Origin of the sequence: Shewanella sp. K8, assembly GCF_028823715.1 — a bacterium.
In the GTDB taxonomy this organism is placed as follows: Bacteria; Pseudomonadota; Gammaproteobacteria; order Enterobacterales; family Shewanellaceae; genus Shewanella; species Shewanella algae.
In genome coordinates this window covers 100085-119818 of the sequence record NZ_JAPEHY010000001.1, presented here as the reverse complement: position 1 = coordinate 119818, position 19734 = coordinate 100085, and the positions used below count along the sequence as shown (strand labels likewise).

The following is a 19734-nucleotide window of genomic DNA, read 5'->3' as shown; positions in this document are numbered from 1 at the left end:
TCACTGTCCAAGGCGCCTCCTTTACTGGATGACCATACGGGTGAACAGGACTTCTTCAATATCCAGAGTAAATTGATCTTTGGTCAGCACCTTGATCAGGGATTCTCTGGCCTCCAGTTGCAGCGTTTCCAGATTCTGCGGTTGATTCAGCACGTTGAAAGACTTGCTGCTGAACATTCGCATCATGGTGTTGCGAATAAGTGGGTCGGCCGCCTTGATCTCCTGGGCCGCATTGTCACTGCGGGACTTGAGCGCCAGCTCGAGCAACAGGTAGTGGGGATATTCATCACCCGGTACCGAAATAATCATCTTATCCAGCGGGTAAAAACTGGCCTGTGGTTGCACTTCTTCTTCCGCCGATAACCATTTCCCCAACCATGCGGGCGGCTGATGGCCGATGAAAAAACCGCCTCCAGTGGCCAGAATAAGTAACGCAACTATGAGTAAATTTCGTTTCATATCAATCTTTCATCTCTATCATCAGGCAAGTAGGTTCAGTTGCCTATCGCGTCTGCGCTCGGCTTCTGTGTCACCTTTGGTTTCGTCCACCCGGGATGAAGCGATCGCGCCGGCATACCCTTCTCTGGCATCCTGCTCAGGTTGGCGTCGCTCGCTGTCGGTGGCTACATCCAGGGAAATATTGCCTTTGTGTTCCATGGCCAGTTCACTGCGCAGGCGTTCCAGGCCGCTGAGCAGAGCATCGCGCACATGGTTGTTGGCCGCATGCATCTGAATATGCAGCCGGTCACCGTCGAGGCGAATGTTCAGTTCTATCCGTCCAAGCTCGGGCGGGGTTAATTGCAGCTCGGCGGTTTGAATGCGTTGATCTATCTGAAAACGCAGTTGATCTCTGAGTGGCAGCAACAGCTCTCTGGCATGCTGCACCTGAGTTCCCTGAGCGCTCAGAGGCAAGGGGCCCCACTGGCTCACGCCCGGGCGCTCGCTTGTCAATGCGGCAACCTCCGGCTGCAGACCAAGCTCAGCCACAGGCTTGCTGGAAGGATCTGCATGCCAGGCCGCCAGCTGCGCCGCGGCATTGACCGTTAGCTGTTGCGACGGCATGGCGGTCTGCGCCATGGTGCCAACGGGCAGAAAAGACGTGCCTTTGGCCTCAGTTGCCGCACTCGAAACTTGAGTAGCCGCTTGAGGGAAGGCGGCGGCCAATTGCAGGCTTTGTCCCCGCATATCACCCGCACCTCTGCCCTCACCATTGAGCGGGTTCGCTGCCACAGGTTGGCTGATGCCTGCCAGTGACAGATTGGTTTGCTGCGTGCCCACAATGCCCTGCGCCGTGATGCCGCCCAAAGGTGGCACTGTATTTTCATCATGACCTTGGCCCTGCAATTGCGCCAAGGGTGCTCCTGGCGGAGTGGTCACTTGGATTGCAGTTGGCTGCATCAAAGGCGGCAAGAGTTCCTGCGCCACCACAGTATTGGCCTGCATCTCGCCTGCCGACTCTGTCCCTGATTCCCTATCCTCTACTGTGCTGCTTTGCCCTTGAGTAGTCTTTACCTGAGAGCCCTTCTCTTGAGCACCCTGCGCTTTGGCATTCATACCGGAAGCTGTGGAGTTGGCCGGCTGAGTCGCGGCCTGAGAAAGAGACTGTTCTTCCTGCCGATAAGAGTCCTTTCTGCCACTGCTGTCCGGGTGAGCGGACAAGGGCACTTTTTTCGCCGGCGTTTCAGCCAGCGCCGGGATCAGCGCAATACTCAATACAGGTCTCCTTTACTCATGTTTCCCTCTTGAAACTCGGGTTGGCTGAGTTGGGTCAGTTGATAGGCGGACATGCCCTCTTGTTGTGCCAGCAGTTGCTGCATCTGCCGCTGTAGCGATTCACTCTTGGTTTGCAGCTGTTGCATCACTTGCGAGTGACAAAACTCCAACTGTTTGCGCGCCTGTAACTCAGCCTGAGAACGGGGCTTTCCCTGCTGCCTGAGCAACTGGATCATCTGCCGGTTGACCCGGCATACTCCCTGCCAGTCTTCGGCCTCAGCCTGCTGTTGCAGGCGTTGTCCCAAGGCTTGCCAGCGGGCTATCACAGACTCACTCAAGTTGGGCCCAACCTTCCCTAATCTGTTGAATAACCTGCACCACAGGCTGCAGTGCCTCTGGGTTATTTTCGACACTGGCGCTAACCAGTTGACGACTGCAATAGTCATAGAGACGGTTGAGGTTGGTTGCTACTTCGCCGCCGTTTTCAATGTCCAACAACACATCAAGCCCATGGATCACATTCAAACACTTGTTGATACTCTGGCCCTTGGCCTCAAACGCCTTGCGTTCCATATGCCCCGAGGCTCTGGCCAGTTCATCCAACAAGCCATCCAGCAACATACGCACCATCTCATGGGGGTTGGCCGCCGCGGCCCGGGCATCCAAGCTGGCCTGACGGTAGCCGCTGAAAGGATCCTGCTCATAAAACATCGAATAATTCCTCAGTAAAACAATCCACTGGCGCTGTTCAACTCATTGATGGTGGTTTCCATCGCGGTGAACTGCTTCAGATAGATCTGATAACGCTGTTCCATCATACGGTTATGGCGTTCCATATTGTCTTCGACCCGGTCCAACTGGCGTTTCAGGTTGTTCTTCTTCATATCCATATAGCCATCGAAACGGGTATAAGGTTTAGTGATCTCCTGAACCTTATCGACCATGCCGCCCTTGGCTCCGAAGAGATCACTGATCGCCTGCGGTTGGGTCTTCAGGGCGTTTTCCAGCTTTTTCTCATCCAGCTTTAGCTCACCATTACGGGTCAGTTCGATACCGGCGTCGGCCAGAGTCAAACCATTGGGAGCAGCCTGGAAACTCAGCTCACGCAGCCTTTGTTGCAGGGTTCTCAGGCTGGTATCACCCTTGAGGATCCCCAGCTGACTCTCATCTATCTTGCTGCTCTTGCTATCCTTGTCGTCCTTGTCTTTCGAGTCATCCAGGGCATCAACCCCCAGGCCTCGAGTCAATTGACTTATCTGCCGCAGCAGTTCATTGACTGTATCCACATAGGCTTTAACTGCCTCTTTGCCGGCCTCTTGATCCGCCTTGATACTGATATTGCTGCTGTCACCGGCTTCATGAACCTTACGCAGTTCGATATCCACCCCGTCCACAACCTGAGTCAGCATGTTGCTGGCCGAGGTGATACTCATGCCATTGAGCGTAGCCTTGGCATCCTGAGCGGCCTGAGTCTCGACCATGCCCCAGTCAGCACCATCCAGACTGATACTAATACTGTTGGCCTTGCCGGTTTCCTTCGAGGTCAGCATCAGCTGCACCTGGCCGCCGGTGCGTACCAGGCTAGCCTGCACGCCCGGGTTATTGGGATGCTGGTTGATCATATCCCGCAGCTCACTGACAGAAACGCTGCCACCGCTGTTAACCATGGCCAGATCCACACTCATGCTCTTGCCACCCATGCTGATCTGAATAACCCCGGATGCCGGCAGAGTGGCATCTTCCGATGCAAAGGGCTTGACCAGTTGGTGTGCCTGAGCCAACTGCTCTACCGACAGCTGAAAATTCCCCTGCGGCGCCTTGGCCGAGCTGCTGACATAGATGTTTTCATCTGTGACCTCGGCGATATTGCCCTTGAAGGCATCGGTCCCAAGGGTTGTCAGCTTGCTGTTAAGACGATCGAGCCCCTTATCCAGCAAGGTGTAGGCATCCAACTGTTTCTGGTAGCCCGTTTTGCTGCTTTGATAGAGATTGTCTTTACCGGCCCTCTCGGCACTGATCAGCTGCTGCGCGAATTGGGCACCACTCATTCCGGAAATCATTTTCAACTCCTCATAGACACAGACTCGTGTCCTTGGAATATTCGGGGATAGCAAGAGGTATGCCATTCAAACGGCAAAGCTAACCCTTTGTAAAATTTGAAAGTTACTTAAGAGTGACTACTGTAGCTTGGTACAGTCTCTTCCTCGGAAGGCCTCAAACAGGAATCAGCTCTTCCGCCGTTTCTTTGTCGAGCTTAAAAAAAAGCGCCATCTTGACTGACGGCGCTTGGAACAAAATGTTTGCTTAGCCCAGCAGACCCATAACCAGACCAGTGTTCTGGTTGGCACGGGACAGTACGTTGGTACCGGCTTGAACCAGCAGTTGGTTCTTGGTCATGGCAGCTGATTCGTTGGCGAAGTCAGCGTCCATGATGCGACCGGCAGCAGCCTTGGTGTTTTCGGTCACGTTGGCCAGGTTAGAGGCAGTGTGGCCCAGACGGTTGATGTTGGCACCCAGAGTAGAACGGTTGGTACCGATTTCACCGATGAAGGTATTGATGGTATCCAGATCGTCAATCTTGGCTTTGGTTACATCAGGTTGGGTAGCCAGAGTCACTGTCATGGTTTCAGCCTTGCTGGCACCAATCTGCATGGCAACACCTGTACCCAGTTTGGTGAAAAGTTTTTCACCGGCATATTCAGTGCTGTCCTTGATACGGGTAGCTTCAGCTGTCAGTGCATCAAATTCTGCGGCCAGAGCGGCTTTGTCATCGGCTGAGTTCACACCGTTGGCGTGTTGGGTTGCCAGCTCTTTCATACGGTTGGCGATAGAGCTCAGTTCACTCAGGGCACCGTCGGCTGTTTGCAGCATAGAGACGCCGTCAGAGATGTTACGGCTGGCAGTGCTCATACCAACAACGTTGGCGTTCAGACGGTTGGCAATTTGCAGACCTGCGGCGTCATCATCAGCACCATTGATGCGCATACCAGTAGACAGGCGCTCCATGGCGGTAGACAACAGGCCGTTGTTTTTGTTTACGGAGTTCTGGGCAACCAGAGAGGCATAGTTAGTATGTACAGACAACATGGTTTGTTTCTCCCGAAGAGTGTATTTGTGTCATTAACAACAAAGCGACCCGAAAAAACCAAACTGAAAGCCTGATTGAAAAAAACTTTAAAAAGACCAAATTATTTGAGCAGATCCTCGGCGTGACCTCGGCCGATGTTGGCCTGAGCCAGCAACGCCTCCAGTTGCGAGCCGAAGCAAGCATCCACAGGTGGCAGAGAAATTTCCCCTAGTTGCTGCGATAAATTGCTGGTGACTTGCTGTTTCTGTACCTGCCAATCCTGACGCCAGTGTTCTATCCGCCGCGCAGTACGCTCCAGCTTGGCCCGGGTCTGACGCAACATCTCCGGGCTGTCGAAACGCCATTCTCTGGGATCGCGCCAGTCCAGCAGTTCTTCCAGCCTGATATTGTGCATCTCACCGGCCGGCAGGCGCATACCCTGGCCACTGAGACTGAGATTACCCTGCAGCTGTTGCCACAGTTGGTCGTCGCATTCAAACACAGCCTGTTGGTTTTCGACATTGAGTGAGATACCCAAAGGCGCCAGCTGCTCGTTGATTAACTGTGCCAAACGGCTCGGGTCGGTATTGGCCGGCAGTTGCAACGACAGGCTCTGTGGCCCATCGGCACCCGGCAGCAGCAGTTGCAGGCTTTCTTCCCTGTGTTTGGGCTCCAGCAGGGAAACCGCCTTAAGTCGAAAGCGCCGCCGCAAGGCTCTGCGTCTGGGATAGATGATGTTGAACATGGGATCCCACAAGGGGTACTGCAGATAACTGGGCTGCAACTGCTGCAACTGCTTTTGCAGCGACAACAGTCGCTCAAACTGTTCGGCAGAAGGCTTGATAAGCAGCAAGGGCCGCATCCTCTCAAGGATCCGCTGCACCTCTTCAAAACCTGCATCCACCAGCTGCATGGCACTGATGTTATGTTGCAGCCGGGTGGCCCGCTCCCAGCGCTCGAACGCCACTTGCCGATAAGGCAGCAGCTCGCGCCAACTCTCCTGAGTGCTGTTGACCACTGTCATATCGAGCAGGGGGGCACTCTGGCTGATGGGTCTTATCTGCCCGGCCAGTTGCAGGGCATCGGTAACCGAATGGATCATGGCACCCTATGACAGTCTTGGAACAAGTTAGGCGTCTCCCCAATCCTGATTAAAGCTGGTTGAACAGCGTCAGTTGGCTGATTTTGACAAAACTCTGCTGCGACACCCGCAAGGCCGTCAGCTTCATTTGAAACTCTGAGGTTGCCGCCGGATAGTCCAGCGCCTCGGTTTCGCCTATCACTTCCTTGGTGAACAGTGCCATCTCCTGATGACTGCTCTTGCCAAGACTCAGGCGGTTCTGTTTGCCACCTATGTCTGTAATCGCCGCGCCTATACTGGAGAGAGTCTCATCCAGAGACTGCATCATGGCGCCTGCCACGGCCTCAAAATCGGCATCACCGGGAGCCTTGGCCGGATCCCGCAGCACTTCGACATACTCGGCGGCTTGATTGAGCAGATCCTGGCTACCGTTACCGAACCAGAACTCCTGCGCCGTGACGTTGGCATCGACCCAGGAGTCGGCAGCTATCTGCACCTGACGATGCTGGGCATCCCCTTGAAACTGATAGCGACCACTGCTGTCCTGTGCTACCGCCGGAGTACGGCTAAGGTTGCCGGAAAACAGATAGTTGCCGTCGGCATCCCTGGCGTTGAGGATATCGACACAGGTGTCCATCAGGGCCGATAGTTCATCGGCATAACCCTGTTGGTCGGCAGCCGACAGTTGACCACTGTTGGCGGAAATGACAATTTCCCGCATCCGGGTCTGCGCCTGCACCAGGCTATCGAGATAAGTTTCCACCCGTCCGAGACTGGTCGACAGGCTGTCGATATTGCTTATGTACTGTGAAGTCTTGGCCAGGTCCCGCTCGCAGTTGAGCACTTTTACCTTGCCTATGGGGTCATCGGAAGGACGCAGCAAGGCCTTGCCACTGGACAGCTGTTGATCCAGTTGCCCCAGTTGACTCAGTGTCTGTTGCATTGAGTGCAAGTTGGCACTGTACATATTAAACATGGCTACCCGCATTCAGGACTCCTTAAATACTGTCCAGCAGGGACTGGAACAGCCTATCGGCCGTGGCTATCACCCTGGCATTGGCCTGGTATGACTGTTGATAAACGATCAGGTTGACCCCTTCCTCGTCCAAATTGATGCCACTGGTGCTGGCCCATTGGCTCTGTGCTTCTTTCTGTAGTGCCAGCGCTGTCTTGCTCTCTTGCTGCGCTTGCCGGGAAATACTGCCCAGCTCACCCACCTTACTGGCATAGGCATTACCCAGGGTGGCTCGACTGCCCATGGAGGCAAAGTCCAGCTCCTGATTGGCCAAGGCCACAAAGGCCTTGAGATTGCTGTTATCCCCCGGAGTGCCATCCAGGCCGAAGGCCAGATCGCCGGAGTTCAGGCCCTGATTGAGCCGCAGACTGCCTGCCGGGTTGGAAGCATCCAAGTGCCAAATGGCTTGAGTCGCCTTATTGCCGGCCAGATCTGTGCCTTTAGCCTGAATATCATTCATCTGTTGTGCCAACTGGGTTGCCAGTTCATCCAGGAAAGCCCGACTCTGTTTCAGGTTGGTATCCCGGTAGTTGAGCAGAGCCCCCAGCTGACCGCCCGTCTCCTGTAACTTAAACTGAGACTGGCCAAAACTGAGCTCTAAATTGATTTGCTTGGGATTTGCCGGATCTGTCACGCCCTTGAGTGTTGCCGGAACAATACCACTCAGCAGCGGCTGCCCCTGAGAGAGCGAGATATTGGCCAGACCTTTGTCATCCATTACTACCCGGATATCCATGAGTGAAGATAATTCAGCTATTGCGGCATCCCGGTTATCCAATAGCGAGGCCGAAGGCACCTTGGCGGCCCCGTCGGCAGCGATATCTTCATTCAAGCGAGCTATCTTCTCCAGCAGAGTATTGATCTCTTTGATGCTGGCCTGGGTCTGGCCGACGATTTGTTGCTCTTGACTGTCCAGCCCTGAGGCTATCGAGTTGAAACGCTGCGCCACGCCGTTGGCTTCATTGAGCACCGCCTGTCTGAGCGCCGGGTCATTGGGCTTTTCCATGGCCGCATTCATGGCGGCAAACAGATGATCCAAGCCGGTAGAAAGGTTGTTGCTGTCGGCGGCCATCAGCTGTTCCAGCTGGCCGGCATAGCTCTGTTTAACACCGGCGAAGCCCACATCACTGCCGGTACGCCACAGTTGCATCACCTGATACTGATCCGAAATCCGCCGCACCCCATCAACACTGACGCCATTACCGGCGCCATAGGCGCCGCCACCGACTGAGCTGAGCAACACCTGCTGGCGGGAATAGCCAGGCACCATAGCGTTGCTGGTATTGTTGGACATGACTTGTAAGGCCGCCATGCTGGCATTCAGCCCGGACATGGCGTTATTGAGCAGATTCATTCAGTCTCCTTGTGAACTGGCGGAACCAGGAGTGCAGGTTGCATTGCCATGGTCGTCTTCTCAGAAGAAGCGACCGGTTCGGCACTAAACTGAAGTTTTGCCCCCAATTGTCGACTCATAACATCCGCAAGCCCGGTCGATTGCATCTGCGACAACCTCAGTGCCAGCTCGGAATCATACCAATCCCGATACAGGCCATCGTTGCTGGATGACAGCAGATTATCTTCATCGGCAATGGCATCGCTGGCGGTACGCATCTGTTTCAGCACAGTCTGCAAAAACATGGCTTCAAACTGCTGGCTGACCTGCTTCAGGGCGCCCTTTTCGCCATGCGCCTTAATCAGCTCGCCCGAATCGAGCCGCCCCAGCAGCCCCGGAGTTTGGGTTACTTTCATCAGATCACCACCAGATCAGCTTCCAGGGCACCGGCTTCTTCCAGTGCCTGCAAGATAGCCATCAGATCCATGGGAGAGGCTCCCATGCTATTGACGGCACGTACGATATCATTCAAAGAGCTGCCCTCTGGCCAGACAAACATACGTCCGTCTTCCTGTTGAATATCCACATCCGAGTCGTTGGTCACCACGGTTTGACCGGCGGCATCGCCAAAAATCCCCGGATTGGGCTGGCTCACCTGCTGCTTCTCTGTAATGGTCACTGTCAGGTTGCCGTGGCTGACGGCGGCCTTGCGCACCACCACATCACCGCCCATCACCACAGTCCCTGTGCGGGCGTTGAACACCACCTTGGGAGGAATGCGGCCGGGCTCGACCATGATGTCTTCCAGCATAGACATAAACATTACCCGCTCCCGCTCGGATTGCGGCGCCCTGACGCTCACCCGAGCATGGCTCTCGGCCTTGGCGACATCCGGGCCAAACACGGCGTTGATCGCCTTCTCAATATTGCGGGCACTGCGAAAGCCAGCCTGCTTGAGGTTGAGTATCACCTGCGGATTACTGGCAAAAGAGCTGGGAATGACAGCCTCGAGCAAGGCGCCCCCAGGAATACTGCCGACAGTGGGCACATTGATGGTCATGGAGGTGCCGTTGCGGCCCTGGGCCGACACGCCGCCCACCACCAGATTCCCTTGGGCGACGGCATAGATTTCACCGTCGACCGCCCGCAAAGGCGTCATCAACAGAGTGCCGCCCCTGAGGCTCTTGGCATCCCCTATGGAGGAGACGGTCACATCCAGAGTCTGCCCCGGGCTTGCCAGCGCCGCCACATTGGCAACCACGGCCACGGCGGCAACGTTTTTCAGCTTGGGATCCATGCTGCCATCAATCTGCACCCCAAACTGTTTCAGCATGTTCACCACCGACTGGCCGGTAAACTTCACCTGGTTCTTGTCACCTGTCCCATCGAGACCCACCACCAGGCCATAGCCCACCAGTTGGTTTTCGCGAATTCCCTGCACATCTACCATATCCAGCAGATGGCGACTCTTCTCGGCCAACACCTGGCCCGGCATGGTAAGCCCCAGCAACAGCAGAGCTAAAAGCAGTCTTGTCATCTTCATTCCTGTTACATAGGGAACCAGGGGCTGTTGAAGTAGCGAGCCGCCCAGCCCATGGCATTGCTGTCGGCAATGGCGCCCTGGCCACCGTAGATAATGCGGGCATCGGCAATCCGCTGCGATGAGATAGTGTTCTGGTTGTCTATGTCGTCGGAGCGGATAAGCCCGATAAGACGCAGATACTCATCCCCCTGACTGAGGCGAAGCCATTTCTCACCGCGGATCAGCAGCACGCCGTTGGGCATCACCTTGGCCACCGTCACTGTAATGGCGCCGGAAAGCTGGTTCTGCTGAGTCGTGGCGCCGCTGCCATTGAAGCCACGGCCAAACTTGCCCTCACCATTGGCGCTGAAACTACTGTCATCCACCCCGCCCTGAACGCCAAAATTCAGATCCTGAGACTTATTGGTCTGGGTATTGGCCTTCTTGCTGGAGTAGGTCTTCTCATCCAGGGAGACTGTGAGTATGTCTCCCTCGCGAAAGGCCCGCTTATCCTTGAACAGGGTCAGCATAAAACCGGGGCGATACAGGCTGCCGTCTTTGGCTTCCGGCAAGGAGTAGTCCACCTCAGGCGGCGCCCATTCTTTGTTACCCGGCTGCTGTTCTGCGTCAGGGAAGTGGGAGATACAGCCGCTGAGCGACAGCATCAGCAGCGCCAACAAGAGTCTCATGGTCTTCATACCGATTGGTTCAGGAACTTGAGCATATCGTCAGTGGCTGAGACCACCTTGGCGTTCATCTCGTAGGCTCTCTGGGTCGAGATCATCTCTACCATCTCTTCGACCACATTGACGTTGGCCCCTTCGAGCGCACCCTGGCGCAAACTGCCCAACGCTTCCTCGCCGGGAACTCCTTCTATCGGCACACCGGAAGACGCGGTTTCGTGGTACAGGTTATTGCCTCGGGACTCGAGCCCGGCCGGGTTGGCAAAGTGCGCCAGGGTGATCTGTCCCAGCTCCATCGCCTCTGCCTGACCTGCCACTTTGGCACTCACCACACCGTTTTCGGCTATGGTGATCCCGGTGGCGGTTTCGGGGATCTGGATGTTGGGCACCAAGGGCAGCCCCTGGGAGGTCACCATGATGCCGTCGCTGTTACGATAAAACTGGCCATCACGGCTGTATGCCACTTCGCCATTGGCTTCTTCAATCTGGAAAAAACCCTGGCCCTCAATAGCGATGTCCAGTTGCTGATTGGTAGTGAGTATGTCGCCTGTGGTGAACACCTTCTGGGTACTGGCTACTCGGGCGCCCGTGCCCAATTGCAGCCCGGATGGCAACTCATTGAGCTCGTCTACTTGGCCGCCTGGTTGGCGCTGTACCTGATAGAAGAGATCGTTGAAACCGACTCTATCGCGCTTGAAACCTGTGGTATTAACGTTGGCCAGGTTGTTGGCGATGGTCGTCATCTTCACATCCTGAGCAGTCAATCCTGTCTTACTCACCCATAATGCCGATTGCATTTAGACTCTCCTCAATATTAGGCGTCACGCAGCAGGCGATTACCCGCCTCAGCCAACTTCTCTGCGCTTTTCATTAACTTAATTTGCACTTCAAACTGACGACCCAGATCCATGGAGGCCAGCAACTCACCAACGGCATCGACATTGCTGCTCTCCAGCGCGCCGGAAGCCAGCCGTACTTGCTCGGACACCTGGGCCTCGCCGTTGTTGGCATACAGCAAACCATCGGCGCCCTTGTGCAGCTGATTCTGGGCAGCGTTCACCAGCTTGAGCTGGGCAACCTCTTCAATCAGCCCACCCTGCTCGGCCACTATCGACAGACGGCCGTCTTCACTGACAATCAGCTCGCGATACTGAGGCAGCACCAAAGGCCCATTGGCGCCCATCAAGGGGAAACCCGCCACTGTCAGTTCACCGTTGGCACCTTCGCTGATGGCGCCGTTACGGGTATAGGCTTCGCCCTGAGGTGTTTGCACTGTGAAATAGCCATCGCCCTTAATCGCCATATCGAGCCGGCGCCCAGTGCTGACTATCTCTCCATGGCGACTGTTGAAACCGACATTCTGGGTCTGCGGCAAGATCCGCGAAGCAAAGCTTCCCTGGGTCTCAGGCACAGGAACCGCAGCAACCCGCTCCAGATCGGCACGAAAGCCCTGGGTATCGGCATTGGCCAGGTTGTTGGCCCGAATTGCCTGGGACTGCAGAATGCGGCTGGCACCCTGGGCCGCGGTATAAATCATCTTATCCATGAGTCATCCGTCAGATGGCGTTCAGCAGCGCCTGCTGCATGGTCGAGTTGGTGTCCAGTACCTTGGCATTGGACTGATAGTTACGCTGCGCCGTCATCAGGCTGACCATCTCGGCCGTGGTATCCACGTTGGAACCCTCAAGATAGGCGCCCTTCAGGCTGCCCAGAGTACCGCTACCAGGTGCGCCGACTGTGGCCTGCCCAGCTGAGGCAGAGGCCTGCCAGGCGTTGTTGCTCACCGGCGTCAAACCATTGGGATTGTTGAAATCTGCCAGCACCACCTGACCTTGCAGCAACTCCTGACCATTGGTGTAGGTGCCAAAGAGCATCCCGCTGTCATCCAGGCGTATCTTGTTGAATTCACCGGCGGCATAACCATCCTGGCTCAGGCTGGAGTTGTTATAGTCATTGGCATATTGAGTGAACCCTTCATAGTTCACCGCCAGGCTGACATCCTCGGCACCGGCCTTGGCGGGCAGAGTCAGGCTCAGCTTGTCGCCGCCGCTCAGGCTGCCCTTCTTGTCAAACTGCAGGCTGTGGCCGTCTTTGGGTTCGAGAACGGCCGAGTCCAGCACGAAGTAGACTTTCCATTCATTGTCGCCTGTCTTGGCGTAGTACTGGGTCAGGGATCTCTGGTTGCCGAGTGAGTCGAACACACTGACAGTACCCGAGGAGTGATAACTCGCCGGGTCTGTGGGCGAAAATGGCGTCGTTGCAGGATCTATGGCTTCCATACGCGCATCCAGGTTGGACACCTGATTGACCAGAGTCGACGCCTTGGCCGGCAGAGAACCTGTCTTGATCTGCAAGTCACCCATGGTGCCTGTTTGCAGCACGCCATCGGCCGTGGCCGGATAGCCCTGCAGACGGTTGCCGACAGGATCTGTGATAAAGCCCAGAGCATCCTGGCCGAAGATCCCGGCGCGGGCATAAAGATTGGAACCATCGGTGCCACGCAACATAAAGAAGCCACTGCCCTGGATCCCCATATCCAGCTCACGGCCTGTGTAGGTCAGCGTGCCCTCACGGGAGAAGTTCTGGCTGGTATTCATCACATTGACACCGGCACCCATGCCACTGTTGTAGATGGCGGCAAACTCGCTGCGACCACCACGGAAGCCCCAGGTAGAGGCGTTGGCAATGTTGTTACTTATGGTGTTGAGGTCCTGACTGGTGGCCTGCAATCCACTTAGCGCAATATTGAAAGACATCTTGTCTCCTGTTATGAAACTTCGGAAATATCCAGCACAGACACTGTGCCCAAACCGTTGGCCAGCTCAGCCATCATCATGCCCTTGGCACTGACGAAATGAACCTTGCTGATTTCGCCTGCGAGAAATGACTGAGCCTTCAATGCTTTTTCACCGTCGCTGGCCTGAACTTTCAATTGGTATTCCCCCGGAGGAAGCCCCAGTCCTTCGGGATCTATCTGAAAACTGACATCACCTGCCGCCTGACTGCCGAGCTCCAGGGTTTTGACGACTTCCCCGTTTTTATCGCTGATCTCCACAGTCACCGCCGAGGCGCTGTGCTCCAGATAGACTTTGCCGTCTATCACATGTTCGGCCGCGGTAAAGCTGTCTGCCGGCACCATGGCCTGCTTACCGATAAGGGAAGCCGATTGCACCAGCCCGAGGTTTTCCATCATGGTCATCTGGTTTTTCTGGTTCTGGCGCATCGCCTCGAGGCTCTCCACCTGGGAAAACTGCGCCAACTGGCCCAGATACTCACTGGCATCCAGGGGGTTGGTAGGGTCCTGATTCTTGATCTGGGCTATCATCAACGACATGAACTCGTTCTTCAGCGAAGCGGGATCATTGCCGTTGGCACGGATGGCATCTGTCTTCTGGCCATCTTCGCGGGTATTGACGTTCTGTACCTGTTGCATCCTCTATTCCCTTATTTTCCCAGAGCCAGGAGTCCCTGCTGCATGGAGCGGGCGCGGTTCATCACTTCGACACTGGTTTCAAAAGCGCGGCTGGCGGCCATCATGTCGGCCATCTCTTCCACTGTGTTGACATTGGAATAGGTCACATAGCCATCGGCATTGGCCAGCGGGTGGCCGGGTTCATAACGGGTTTCCAACGGTGCATCGGACTGCACCAGGGCCTTGATCTGCACCTTGGCACTGACGCTGTTGTTTTGTTGCTGATAGAGGGTGGAAAATACCGGTTTTATCGCCCGGTAGGCGCTATCACTGGACTCGGCAGCCACACCTGCGTTGGCCAGGTTACTGGCGATCGCGTTCAGTCTCAGGGTCTGCACCGTCATGCCACTGCCGGCAACCTGATATATCTCTGCAAATGACACGATTACTTCCCTTCGATAGCGGCCTTCAGGCCTTGGATTTTCATGTTGAGAAAGGTCAGGCTGGTCTGAAAGTCCATGGCATTTTGTGAAAAACGCGCCTGCTCCTGCCCCAGTTCAACCGTGCTGTTATCGGCACTGGACTGATAAGGCACCCGATACCCCACTGTGTACTGCCCTCCAAAAGGGATGCCGGCATCCAGCTGTGCCATCAGAGCACCAAAGTCCAGATCTCTGGCCTGGTAGCCGGGTGTTTCGGCATTGGCCAGGTTTCCGGCCAGCACCTTGCTGCGCTCAACCCTGAAATCCAATAATTGAGGATGCAGACCCAATGCCGCATCGAGCTTGATAGCCATGGTTTCTCCTAGTAAGGTATCCATAGGTTTTCGCTCCTTGTAACAAATACCATGCCAATAGTTTTTATCCATAAAATACAATGACTAACAAGCCAACCACCAATAATTGCGGAACCCTGATTTCCCCTTTTGCCTTGCTGCTTTTGCTGTTGTTTCCGCTGCTTCCGTTGCCGGCGGCCGCCTCGGCCAACCAGGTCGAGCAAGCGGCCAGACAATATCTGCAGCAGCAATTGCAGCAGTTTGCTGCGGCGCAACAGATGAAACCGCTTCAAAGCAAGATTCGAATGACACTGCCATCTGGGGTCAAGCGCCTGGCCGACTGCCCGCAAAAGCCGGACATCAGCCTGGCCAACCCTTCGGCGCCGCTCTGGGGACGGGTATCTTTGGAGGTGCGTTGTCCGGCGGCCGACTGGCGTTTCTTTCTACGGGCCAGGGTCGAAGCCAAGGCCCAATTGCCTGTGCTGACACAAACCCTGCACAGAGGCAGCATCATCGACGCGCAGAACATAGAGTGGCGCTGGCTGGAGTTGCAGGCCAGTGACAGAGACATTGTCAGCAGCCAACGCGAGCTCATAGGCAAACAGGTGGCGCGCAGGATCCGCGCAGGTGAAGCCATCTTGCTGCGCCAGCTGAGCCAGAGTGATTGGGTGCGTGCCGGTGAACAGGTGATCATCCAGGTCAGCCAGGAGGGTTTTGAAGCTCAAATGCCGGGCACCGCGCTGGAAAGTGCCTCCCGGGGAGAAGTGATTAGGGTGCGAAACTTAAGCTCGCAGAAGGTCATCAAGGCCTACCCGATAGCGCAGGGCATAGTTACACCACAAAAGTAATTACTCAGCAAAAGTAGCCACATCACAAAAATAATTTTATTTTTTACGGATCCGGTCGCCTTTACTCACTAGAGCACATTATTTCGGGGGTTCAATGGAAATCACTCAGCGTCTGCATGCGGTTGTCAGCGACAGTGGCGTCACCGCAGCGAATCGGCGTCAACGCCAGGAAACCACGGTATCCGCAGCCCAGCAGGATAAGGTAAGCCCTGAGTATCACTGGCTGAATCAGGCCCAGACTCAACTGGCTCAGGAGAGCGAGGTAGATCAACTCAAGGTGGCCAGCTTGCGTCAGGCACTGCAACAGGGCAATTTTGAACTGGATGTCGAGGCCATGGCCAAAGCTATGCTGCAGCAGCACGGGAAACAGGACAAGTAAGCCATCCATGAGCAATAAACGCGAAGCAGTGCAAAGTCTGGTCGCCGGGATCCGCCAGGACATACTGGACTACCGGGAGTTAAAGAAGCTGCTGCAACAGCAGCGCCAGTTGATGCTGCGCCATGACAATCAAGGGCTTATCCAGCATAACCAGCAGCAGGATCAGTTAGTTGCCAAGTTACAGCACAATTCGCTGCAGCGCGCCGCACATCTGGCACAAATAGGTGTCAGCAATGATCATCAGGGCATACGCCAACTGCAGAGTAAACTGCCCGAGCAGGCAGCTCACAAACTGGAACAACTGTGGCAGCAACTGCTGCAACAGGCCAGAGAGAGCCAGAGACTCAACGAGCTCAACGGCCAACTGCTGGTGCGCCAACAGGAAATCATCCGCGGCATTCTGGGGCTGGGAAATGCCGATGAGTACCCACAGAACCTCGCCTCACCTCAGTTTCCCTGAAGCCTTAAGCCGCGCCGTACTGCTGCCCGCCAACTCATCAAGCTGAAACTGCTCCTGCTGCTCCAGCCGTCGTCGCTGTCGCTGTCGCTGCTGCCCGTCAAACCAATTCACCCGCTGATAACGCCCCAACTGCTGCTGCCATAAGCCCTGCAGCCTTTGTTGTTCATTGCCGAGCAACTGCTGCTGAGTATTGAGACTCTGCTTCAATGGTTGCAGCCTTTGCAGCAAGGCCTGACTGTTGCAAAGCCCCACTATTGAGCCCTGACGAAACTGGCTGTAATGGGACTCCAGTAACGCCACCTGCTGCTGTTGCCCCTGCACCTGGGCCTGACGTTGCTGCAGCGCCTGTTTTTGCTCCGCCAACTCGCTGAGCTTACGCTGTTCAAGATGGCTCAGGCGTTGCAATAGTTTCATGACTCACCTCGCAGTGCGCGGGTCAGCGATTGCAGTTGTTGTTGGCTGCCCGAAAGGTCAACCGCCTCGTCTGTGGTTTGGGTCAGGTAGTCGGCAATCCTCGGGTAATGGCTCACGGCGGCATCCAACTCGGGATCCTGCCCAGGTTGATAACCGCCCAACGGCAAGAGCTCACGTACTTCCTGATAACGCGCCAACATACGCCGAACCAGTGCCATCTCCTGCTGTTGTTCCTTGGGGGCAATCTGCAGCGCCAAACGACTGATAGAGGCCCCAAGATCCAGTGCCGGGAAATGCCCGGCCTCGGCCAAGCGGCGGCTCAGGAAGAAGTGGCCATCCAGTATCGCCTTGGCCGCATCGGCGATAGGGTCCTGTGTATCTTCCCCTTCGGTCAGCACAGTGTAAAACGCCGTCAGGGTTCCCTGTGGATGAGTACCGTTGCCCGCCATCTCCACCAATGAAGGCAGTTGGGCGAAGGCCGAAGGCGGATAGCCTTTGGTGGCCGGCGGTTCCCCCAGACTCAGGGCTATCTCCCGCTGTGCCTGGGCGTAACGTGTCAGTGAATCCACCAGCAGCAACACCCTATGGCCCTCGTCGCGAAAGCCACAGGCTATCTGGTGACACAGGCGCATGGCTCTGAGGCGCATCAAGGGGGAAGTGTCTGCCGGAGCGGCAACCACCACGGCGCGGCGGCGCCCCTCTTCACCCAAGGCCTGCTCGATAAACTCGCGCACCTCTCGGCCGCGCTCGCCGATGAGCCCTACCACCACGCGGTCGGCCTCGGTGAAGCGGGTCATCATCCCCAGCAGTACACTCTTGCCCACCCCGGGACCGGCAAACAAGCCTACCCTTTGACCACAGCCAACCGGCAGCAAGCCGTTGACGGCTCTGACCCCCACATCGAGAATGCGGGTAATGGGTTGCCGGGCAAGAGGATTGGGTACCTGAGTGACAGGACGACAAAACTGCACGCCACTCAGCGGCCCGAGCTGATCCAGCGGCTGGCCAAGGCCATCGAGTACCCGGCCGAGCAGGCCGGCACCCAGAGGGATCTTATGGGTCTCTGTCTGGGGAATGACCCGGGCGCCAGGGCTCAGCCCCTGGGTGTCTGTGATAGGCATCAGGCAGAGGATCCCCTGATGGAACCCCACCACCTCGGCCTCGACATAGGCGCCATCGCGCCGCTCCACCATGGCGCGATCGCCAATACCCAGGTTGCAGCCGACCGCCTCCAGCAACAGGCCACTCACGCGGGTCAGGCGTCCGTATATCTGGGCTACCGGTACCCGGGGCCAGTTTCCGGCCAGGACATTAGTCTTCATTGCTGGCGACTGTGGCCTCGGCTTCTGGAATCAAGTCGTCGTTCAAATGAGCTTCAACCTGATCCATACAGTTGTTGAGGCGGGTTTCCATGGAAGCATCGGCATCGCACTGATCGCAAACCACCCGGCAACTGCCCTGGCTCAGGCTGTCGTCGGCCACCAGGTGCCAGTCGGCCACCTTGTCGGCCGCCAGATGCTGTAGCTGTTTGATGGTTGAGGGTTCAAGGTGGATCTTGATATCACTGGCATCCTTGGGCAGTGCCTGCAGGGTTTCTTCAACCAGGGCAATGATCTGCAGAGGCTGCAGCGACAACTCGCAGCGGATCACCTGCTGTGCCACCCTTCTGACCAGGTCGACAATCAACTGCTGTTGCGCCTGGATCTGCTCTGCGTGGCTCTCGGCGAGCAGCTGTTGCAATGCCGTCATGGGAGTCAATAGCTGATTCAACTGCTCATCTATCTGTGCCAAACCCTGGCTGCGCCCCTGCTCCAGCCCGTCCCGCAGCCCGGATTCCTGGCCCGCTTGGCGCCCCTCGGTTTCGCCCTGAGTCTTGCCGGCTTCAAAGCCCTGTTCCCAGCCTTCCTGATAGCCCCGCTCCAACGCTTGCTGGAAGTCTTGCCAGTTGCCTTGTTCAGGACTCTCCCCTTCCAGGGGAGCAAATTGATAACGGCGCACCTGAGATGCACCTATGCGCCAAAGGCGACTATCTGCACCCATTACTCAACCACCTGTTCTTCAAACAGTTGCAGCTCGATTTCGCCGTTCTGCATCATCTCTTTGGCCGTTTCCATAATGTTGCGTCTCGCCTCATTGGCCATGCTCAGCGGCACAGCGCCCAAGGCCTCGGCCTGGGTCTCAATGGCGGAAGACATACGCTTGGGCAGGGCGTTGAGCAGAGTGCGTTTCAGTTCGCCATCAATACCCTTGAGTGCCAGTGCCAGCGACTCGGCTTCGACCGCCCCGAGGATTTCCTGCAGGGTTTCCGGCTTCTGACGGCCCAAGATGATAAAGTCGAACATGTTTTCGGTAACATCATTGGCCAGATGCTTGTCCTGCAAGCGTATCATCTGCATCAGATGTTCACGGTCACCATCGAAGCGGTTGAGAATGTCAGCCACCTGACGCACGCCGGACACCTGGGTATGGCTTTTCTCCATCGCCATCACCATGCAGCGCTCCACCAGTTGCCGCAGCTCTTCCACCACATCCCGATCCAGCTCGCCGAGGCGGGCTATGCGTACCAGCACTTCGTCCTGGTTGTCTCCCGGCAGATGTTGTAATACCTGAGCGGCAATTTCCGGTGGCAAGAGTCCCAACATGATGGCCTGCAGCTGCACATGTTCGTGCTGCAGCTCCCGCGCCAACAGCTTGGCATCGACCCACTCCAGCCGCTTCACCAACATCTTGACCTCATCGCCATAGATGCTGTCGATAAGGCCCTTGGCGACTCTGTCACCCAGTGCCAAATCCAGGGTTTTCTGGAGATAGGCTCTCGATGCCCGGGCGATACCGGCCTGCTCTTTGTAGCGGTTGAAGAAGCGATCCAGTACAGATTCTGCTTCCTGCTGGGTCACCGAAGACAGGCGCGCCATCTTGTAACTCAGTTGTTCCACATCCTGGCGGTCGAGGTGCGCCATGACCTGAGAGGCACCTTCCTCACCCATACACAAGAGCAACATGGCCGCCTGCTCAAGATTGTCCAGAGTCGT

At 56.2% G+C, this 19734-nt stretch carries 25 protein-coding genes; 3 read left to right on the top strand and 22 right to left on the bottom strand.

The window, feature by feature from the left end; all coding sequences use genetic code 11:
• Positions 1 to 21: 21 nt before the first annotated feature.
• The 18 genes from ON072_RS00545 to ON072_RS00460 all read right to left on the bottom strand — a co-directional run bounded on the left by ON072_RS00545 (position 22) and on the right by ON072_RS00460 (position 14622).
• On the bottom strand, positions 22 to 459 hold the full coding sequence (locus tag ON072_RS00545; RefSeq protein ID WP_037474831.1) for a flagellar basal body-associated FliL family protein: 438 nt from the start codon (positions 457 to 459) through the stop codon (positions 22 to 24).
• 21 nt (positions 460 to 480) lie between these two features.
• Positions 481 to 1713, bottom strand: coding sequence for a flagellar hook-length control protein FliK (locus tag ON072_RS00540; RefSeq protein ID WP_274625902.1), 1233 nt, complete (start codon positions 1711 to 1713; stop codon positions 481 to 483).
• Positions 1710 to 2051 (bottom strand): hypothetical protein, encoded by a 342-nt coding sequence (locus ON072_RS00535; protein ID WP_274625901.1) that lies wholly within the window; start codon positions 2049 to 2051, stop codon positions 1710 to 1712. The genes ON072_RS00540 and ON072_RS00535 overlap by 4 nt, the downstream gene beginning before the upstream one ends.
• Positions 2044 to 2424, bottom strand: a complete 381-nt coding sequence (fliS, locus tag ON072_RS00530) for a flagellar export chaperone FliS (RefSeq protein WP_025009148.1) — start codon at positions 2422 to 2424, stop codon at positions 2044 to 2046. The genes ON072_RS00535 and fliS overlap by 8 nt, the downstream gene beginning before the upstream one ends.
• A gap of 11 nt (positions 2425 to 2435) precedes the next feature.
• Positions 2436 to 3773 (bottom strand): flagellar filament capping protein FliD, encoded by a 1338-nt coding sequence (fliD, locus tag ON072_RS00525; RefSeq protein WP_071237320.1) that lies wholly within the window; start codon positions 3771 to 3773, stop codon positions 2436 to 2438.
• A 244-nt stretch (positions 3774 to 4017) separates the two neighbouring features.
• A complete protein-coding gene (locus ON072_RS00520) occupies positions 4018 to 4800 on the bottom strand; it encodes a flagellin N-terminal helical domain-containing protein (RefSeq protein WP_274625900.1) in 783 nt (260 codons plus the stop codon).
• Positions 4801 to 4901: 101 nt separating this feature from the next.
• Positions 4902 to 5882, bottom strand: coding sequence for a hypothetical protein (locus tag ON072_RS00515; RefSeq protein ID WP_274625899.1), 981 nt, complete (start codon positions 5880 to 5882; stop codon positions 4902 to 4904).
• Positions 5883 to 5931: 49 nt separating this feature from the next.
• Entirely contained in the window at positions 5932 to 6849 is a 918-nt protein-coding gene (flgL, locus tag ON072_RS00510; protein WP_071237319.1) for a flagellar hook-associated protein FlgL, read from the bottom strand.
• A gap of 10 nt (positions 6850 to 6859) precedes the next feature.
• The gene (gene flgK, locus ON072_RS00505) at positions 6860 to 8230 is read right to left on the bottom strand and encodes a flagellar hook-associated protein FlgK (protein WP_096142182.1); all 1371 of its coding nucleotides are present in this window, start codon (positions 8228 to 8230) and stop codon (positions 6860 to 6862) included.
• On the bottom strand, positions 8227 to 8625 hold the full coding sequence (locus ON072_RS00500; RefSeq protein WP_208160267.1) for a rod-binding protein: 399 nt from the start codon (positions 8623 to 8625) through the stop codon (positions 8227 to 8229). The genes flgK and ON072_RS00500 overlap by 4 nt, the downstream gene beginning before the upstream one ends.
• Positions 8625 to 9746 (bottom strand): flagellar basal body P-ring protein FlgI, encoded by a 1122-nt coding sequence (locus ON072_RS00495; RefSeq protein WP_025009141.1) that lies wholly within the window; start codon positions 9744 to 9746, stop codon positions 8625 to 8627. The genes ON072_RS00500 and ON072_RS00495 overlap by 1 nt, the downstream gene beginning before the upstream one ends.
• 11 nt (positions 9747 to 9757) lie before the next feature.
• Positions 9758 to 10420, bottom strand: coding sequence for a flagellar basal body L-ring protein FlgH (gene flgH, locus ON072_RS00490; RefSeq protein ID WP_025009140.1), 663 nt, complete (start codon positions 10418 to 10420; stop codon positions 9758 to 9760).
• Between the two features lie 5 nt (positions 10421 to 10425).
• Positions 10426 to 11211, bottom strand: a complete 786-nt coding sequence (flgG, locus tag ON072_RS00485) for a flagellar basal-body rod protein FlgG (protein WP_025009139.1) — start codon at positions 11209 to 11211, stop codon at positions 10426 to 10428.
• A gap of 17 nt (positions 11212 to 11228) precedes the next feature.
• A complete protein-coding gene (locus ON072_RS00480; protein ID WP_025888436.1) occupies positions 11229 to 11960 on the bottom strand; it encodes a flagellar basal body rod protein FlgF in 732 nt (243 codons plus the stop codon).
• Positions 11961 to 11970: 10 nt separating this feature from the next.
• Positions 11971 to 13170, bottom strand: a complete 1200-nt coding sequence (gene flgE / locus ON072_RS00475) for a flagellar hook protein FlgE (RefSeq protein WP_025888437.1) — start codon at positions 13168 to 13170, stop codon at positions 11971 to 11973.
• Positions 13171 to 13181: 11 nt separating this feature from the next.
• Positions 13182 to 13847, bottom strand: coding sequence for a FlgD immunoglobulin-like domain containing protein (locus ON072_RS00470; RefSeq protein ID WP_025009137.1), 666 nt, complete (start codon positions 13845 to 13847; stop codon positions 13182 to 13184).
• Positions 13848 to 13858: 11 nt separating this feature from the next.
• Positions 13859 to 14269, bottom strand: a complete 411-nt coding sequence (gene flgC, locus ON072_RS00465; protein WP_025888439.1) for a flagellar basal body rod protein FlgC — start codon at positions 14267 to 14269, stop codon at positions 13859 to 13861.
• A gap of 2 nt (positions 14270 to 14271) precedes the next feature.
• Positions 14272 to 14622, bottom strand: coding sequence for a flagellar basal body rod protein FlgB (locus tag ON072_RS00460; protein ID WP_025009135.1), 351 nt, complete (start codon positions 14620 to 14622; stop codon positions 14272 to 14274).
• An 80-nt stretch (positions 14623 to 14702) separates the two neighbouring features.
• On the opposite strand from ON072_RS00460, the gene flgA reads away from it, so the two are divergent.
• The 3 genes from flgA to flgN all read left to right on the top strand — a co-directional run bounded on the left by flgA (position 14703) and on the right by flgN (position 16288).
• The gene (gene flgA, locus ON072_RS00455; RefSeq protein ID WP_107005862.1) at positions 14703 to 15449 is read left to right on the top strand and encodes a flagellar basal body P-ring formation chaperone FlgA; all 747 of its coding nucleotides are present in this window, start codon (positions 14703 to 14705) and stop codon (positions 15447 to 15449) included.
• A 94-nt stretch (positions 15450 to 15543) separates the two neighbouring features.
• A complete protein-coding gene (gene flgM / locus ON072_RS00450) occupies positions 15544 to 15828 on the top strand; it encodes a flagellar biosynthesis anti-sigma factor FlgM (protein ID WP_025009133.1) in 285 nt (94 codons plus the stop codon).
• Positions 15829 to 15835: 7 nt separating this feature from the next.
• Positions 15836 to 16288 (top strand): flagellar export chaperone FlgN, encoded by a 453-nt coding sequence (flgN, locus tag ON072_RS00445; RefSeq protein ID WP_045283788.1) that lies wholly within the window; start codon positions 15836 to 15838, stop codon positions 16286 to 16288.
• Here the strand turns inward: flgN and ON072_RS00440 are convergent.
• The 4 genes from ON072_RS00440 to ON072_RS00425 are packed head-to-tail and all read right to left on the bottom strand — an operon-like array spanning position 16271 to position 19728.
• Complete coding sequence (locus ON072_RS00440; protein WP_107005863.1) at positions 16271 to 16702, bottom strand: hypothetical protein; 432 nt, start codon at positions 16700 to 16702, stop codon at positions 16271 to 16273. The genes flgN and ON072_RS00440 overlap by 18 nt on opposite strands.
• A complete protein-coding gene (locus ON072_RS00435) occupies positions 16699 to 18024 on the bottom strand; it encodes a FliI/YscN family ATPase (RefSeq protein WP_025009131.1) in 1326 nt (441 codons plus the stop codon). The genes ON072_RS00440 and ON072_RS00435 overlap by 4 nt, the downstream gene beginning before the upstream one ends.
• Positions 18014 to 18742, bottom strand: coding sequence for a flagellar assembly protein FliH (gene fliH / locus ON072_RS00430; protein ID WP_025009130.1), 729 nt, complete (start codon positions 18740 to 18742; stop codon positions 18014 to 18016). The genes ON072_RS00435 and fliH overlap by 11 nt, the downstream gene beginning before the upstream one ends.
• Positions 18742 to 19728, bottom strand: a complete 987-nt coding sequence (locus tag ON072_RS00425; protein WP_025009129.1) for a flagellar motor switch protein FliG — start codon at positions 19726 to 19728, stop codon at positions 18742 to 18744. Before ON072_RS00425 ends, fliH begins: the two co-directional genes overlap by 1 nt.
• Positions 19729 to 19734: the final 6 nt, after the last annotated feature.

What these genes read in the sequence shown, in the direction of transcription:
- fliS (WP_025009148.1), bottom strand. Translation starts at nt 2,424, where the DNA reads ATGTTTTATGAGCAGGATCCTTTCAGCGGCTACCGTCAGGCCAGCTTG.
- flgG (WP_025009139.1), bottom strand. Translation starts at nt 11,211, where the DNA reads ATGCAATCGGCATTATGGGTGAGTAAGACAGGATTGACTGCTCAGGAT.
- flgN (WP_045283788.1), top strand. Translation starts at nt 15,836, where the DNA reads ATGAGCAATAAACGCGAAGCAGTGCAAAGTCTGGTCGCCGGGATCCGC.
- flgM (WP_025009133.1), top strand. Translation starts at nt 15,544, where the DNA reads ATGGAAATCACTCAGCGTCTGCATGCGGTTGTCAGCGACAGTGGCGTC.
- ON072_RS00440 (WP_107005863.1), bottom strand. Translation starts at nt 16,702, where the DNA reads ATGAAACTATTGCAACGCCTGAGCCATCTTGAACAGCGTAAGCTCAGC.
- ON072_RS00495 (WP_025009141.1), bottom strand. Translation starts at nt 9,746, where the DNA reads ATGACAAGACTGCTTTTAGCTCTGCTGTTGCTGGGGCTTACCATGCCG.
- ON072_RS00470 (WP_025009137.1), bottom strand. Translation starts at nt 13,847, where the DNA reads ATGCAACAGGTACAGAACGTCAATACCCGCGAAGATGGCCAGAAGACA.
- flgH (WP_025009140.1), bottom strand. Translation starts at nt 10,420, where the DNA reads ATGAGACTCTTGTTGGCGCTGCTGATGCTGTCGCTCAGCGGCTGTATC.
- fliD (WP_071237320.1), bottom strand. Translation starts at nt 3,773, where the DNA reads ATGATTTCCGGAATGAGTGGTGCCCAATTCGCGCAGCAGCTGATCAGT.
- ON072_RS00500 (WP_208160267.1), bottom strand. Translation starts at nt 8,625, where the DNA reads ATGAAAGTAACCCAAACTCCGGGGCTGCTGGGGCGGCTCGATTCGGGC.
- flgK (WP_096142182.1), bottom strand. Translation starts at nt 8,230, where the DNA reads ATGAATCTGCTCAATAACGCCATGTCCGGGCTGAATGCCAGCATGGCG.
- ON072_RS00480 (WP_025888436.1), bottom strand. Translation starts at nt 11,960, where the DNA reads ATGGATAAGATGATTTATACCGCGGCCCAGGGTGCCAGCCGCATTCTG.
- flgE (WP_025888437.1), bottom strand. Translation starts at nt 13,170, where the DNA reads ATGTCTTTCAATATTGCGCTAAGTGGATTGCAGGCCACCAGTCAGGAC.
- flgL (WP_071237319.1), bottom strand. Translation starts at nt 6,849, where the DNA reads ATGCGGGTAGCCATGTTTAATATGTACAGTGCCAACTTGCACTCAATG.
- fliH (WP_025009130.1), bottom strand. Translation starts at nt 18,742, where the DNA reads ATGGGTGCAGATAGTCGCCTTTGGCGCATAGGTGCATCTCAGGTGCGC.
- ON072_RS00435 (WP_025009131.1), bottom strand. Translation starts at nt 18,024, where the DNA reads ATGAAGACTAATGTCCTGGCCGGAAACTGGCCCCGGGTACCGGTAGCC.
- ON072_RS00545 (WP_037474831.1), bottom strand. Translation starts at nt 459, where the DNA reads ATGAAACGAAATTTACTCATAGTTGCGTTACTTATTCTGGCCACTGGA.
- ON072_RS00520 (WP_274625900.1), bottom strand. Translation starts at nt 4,800, where the DNA reads ATGTTGTCTGTACATACTAACTATGCCTCTCTGGTTGCCCAGAACTCC.
- ON072_RS00460 (WP_025009135.1), bottom strand. Translation starts at nt 14,622, where the DNA reads ATGGCTATCAAGCTCGATGCGGCATTGGGTCTGCATCCTCAATTATTG.
- ON072_RS00515 (WP_274625899.1), bottom strand. Translation starts at nt 5,882, where the DNA reads ATGATCCATTCGGTTACCGATGCCCTGCAACTGGCCGGGCAGATAAGA.
- flgA (WP_107005862.1), top strand. Translation starts at nt 14,703, where the DNA reads ATGACTAACAAGCCAACCACCAATAATTGCGGAACCCTGATTTCCCCT.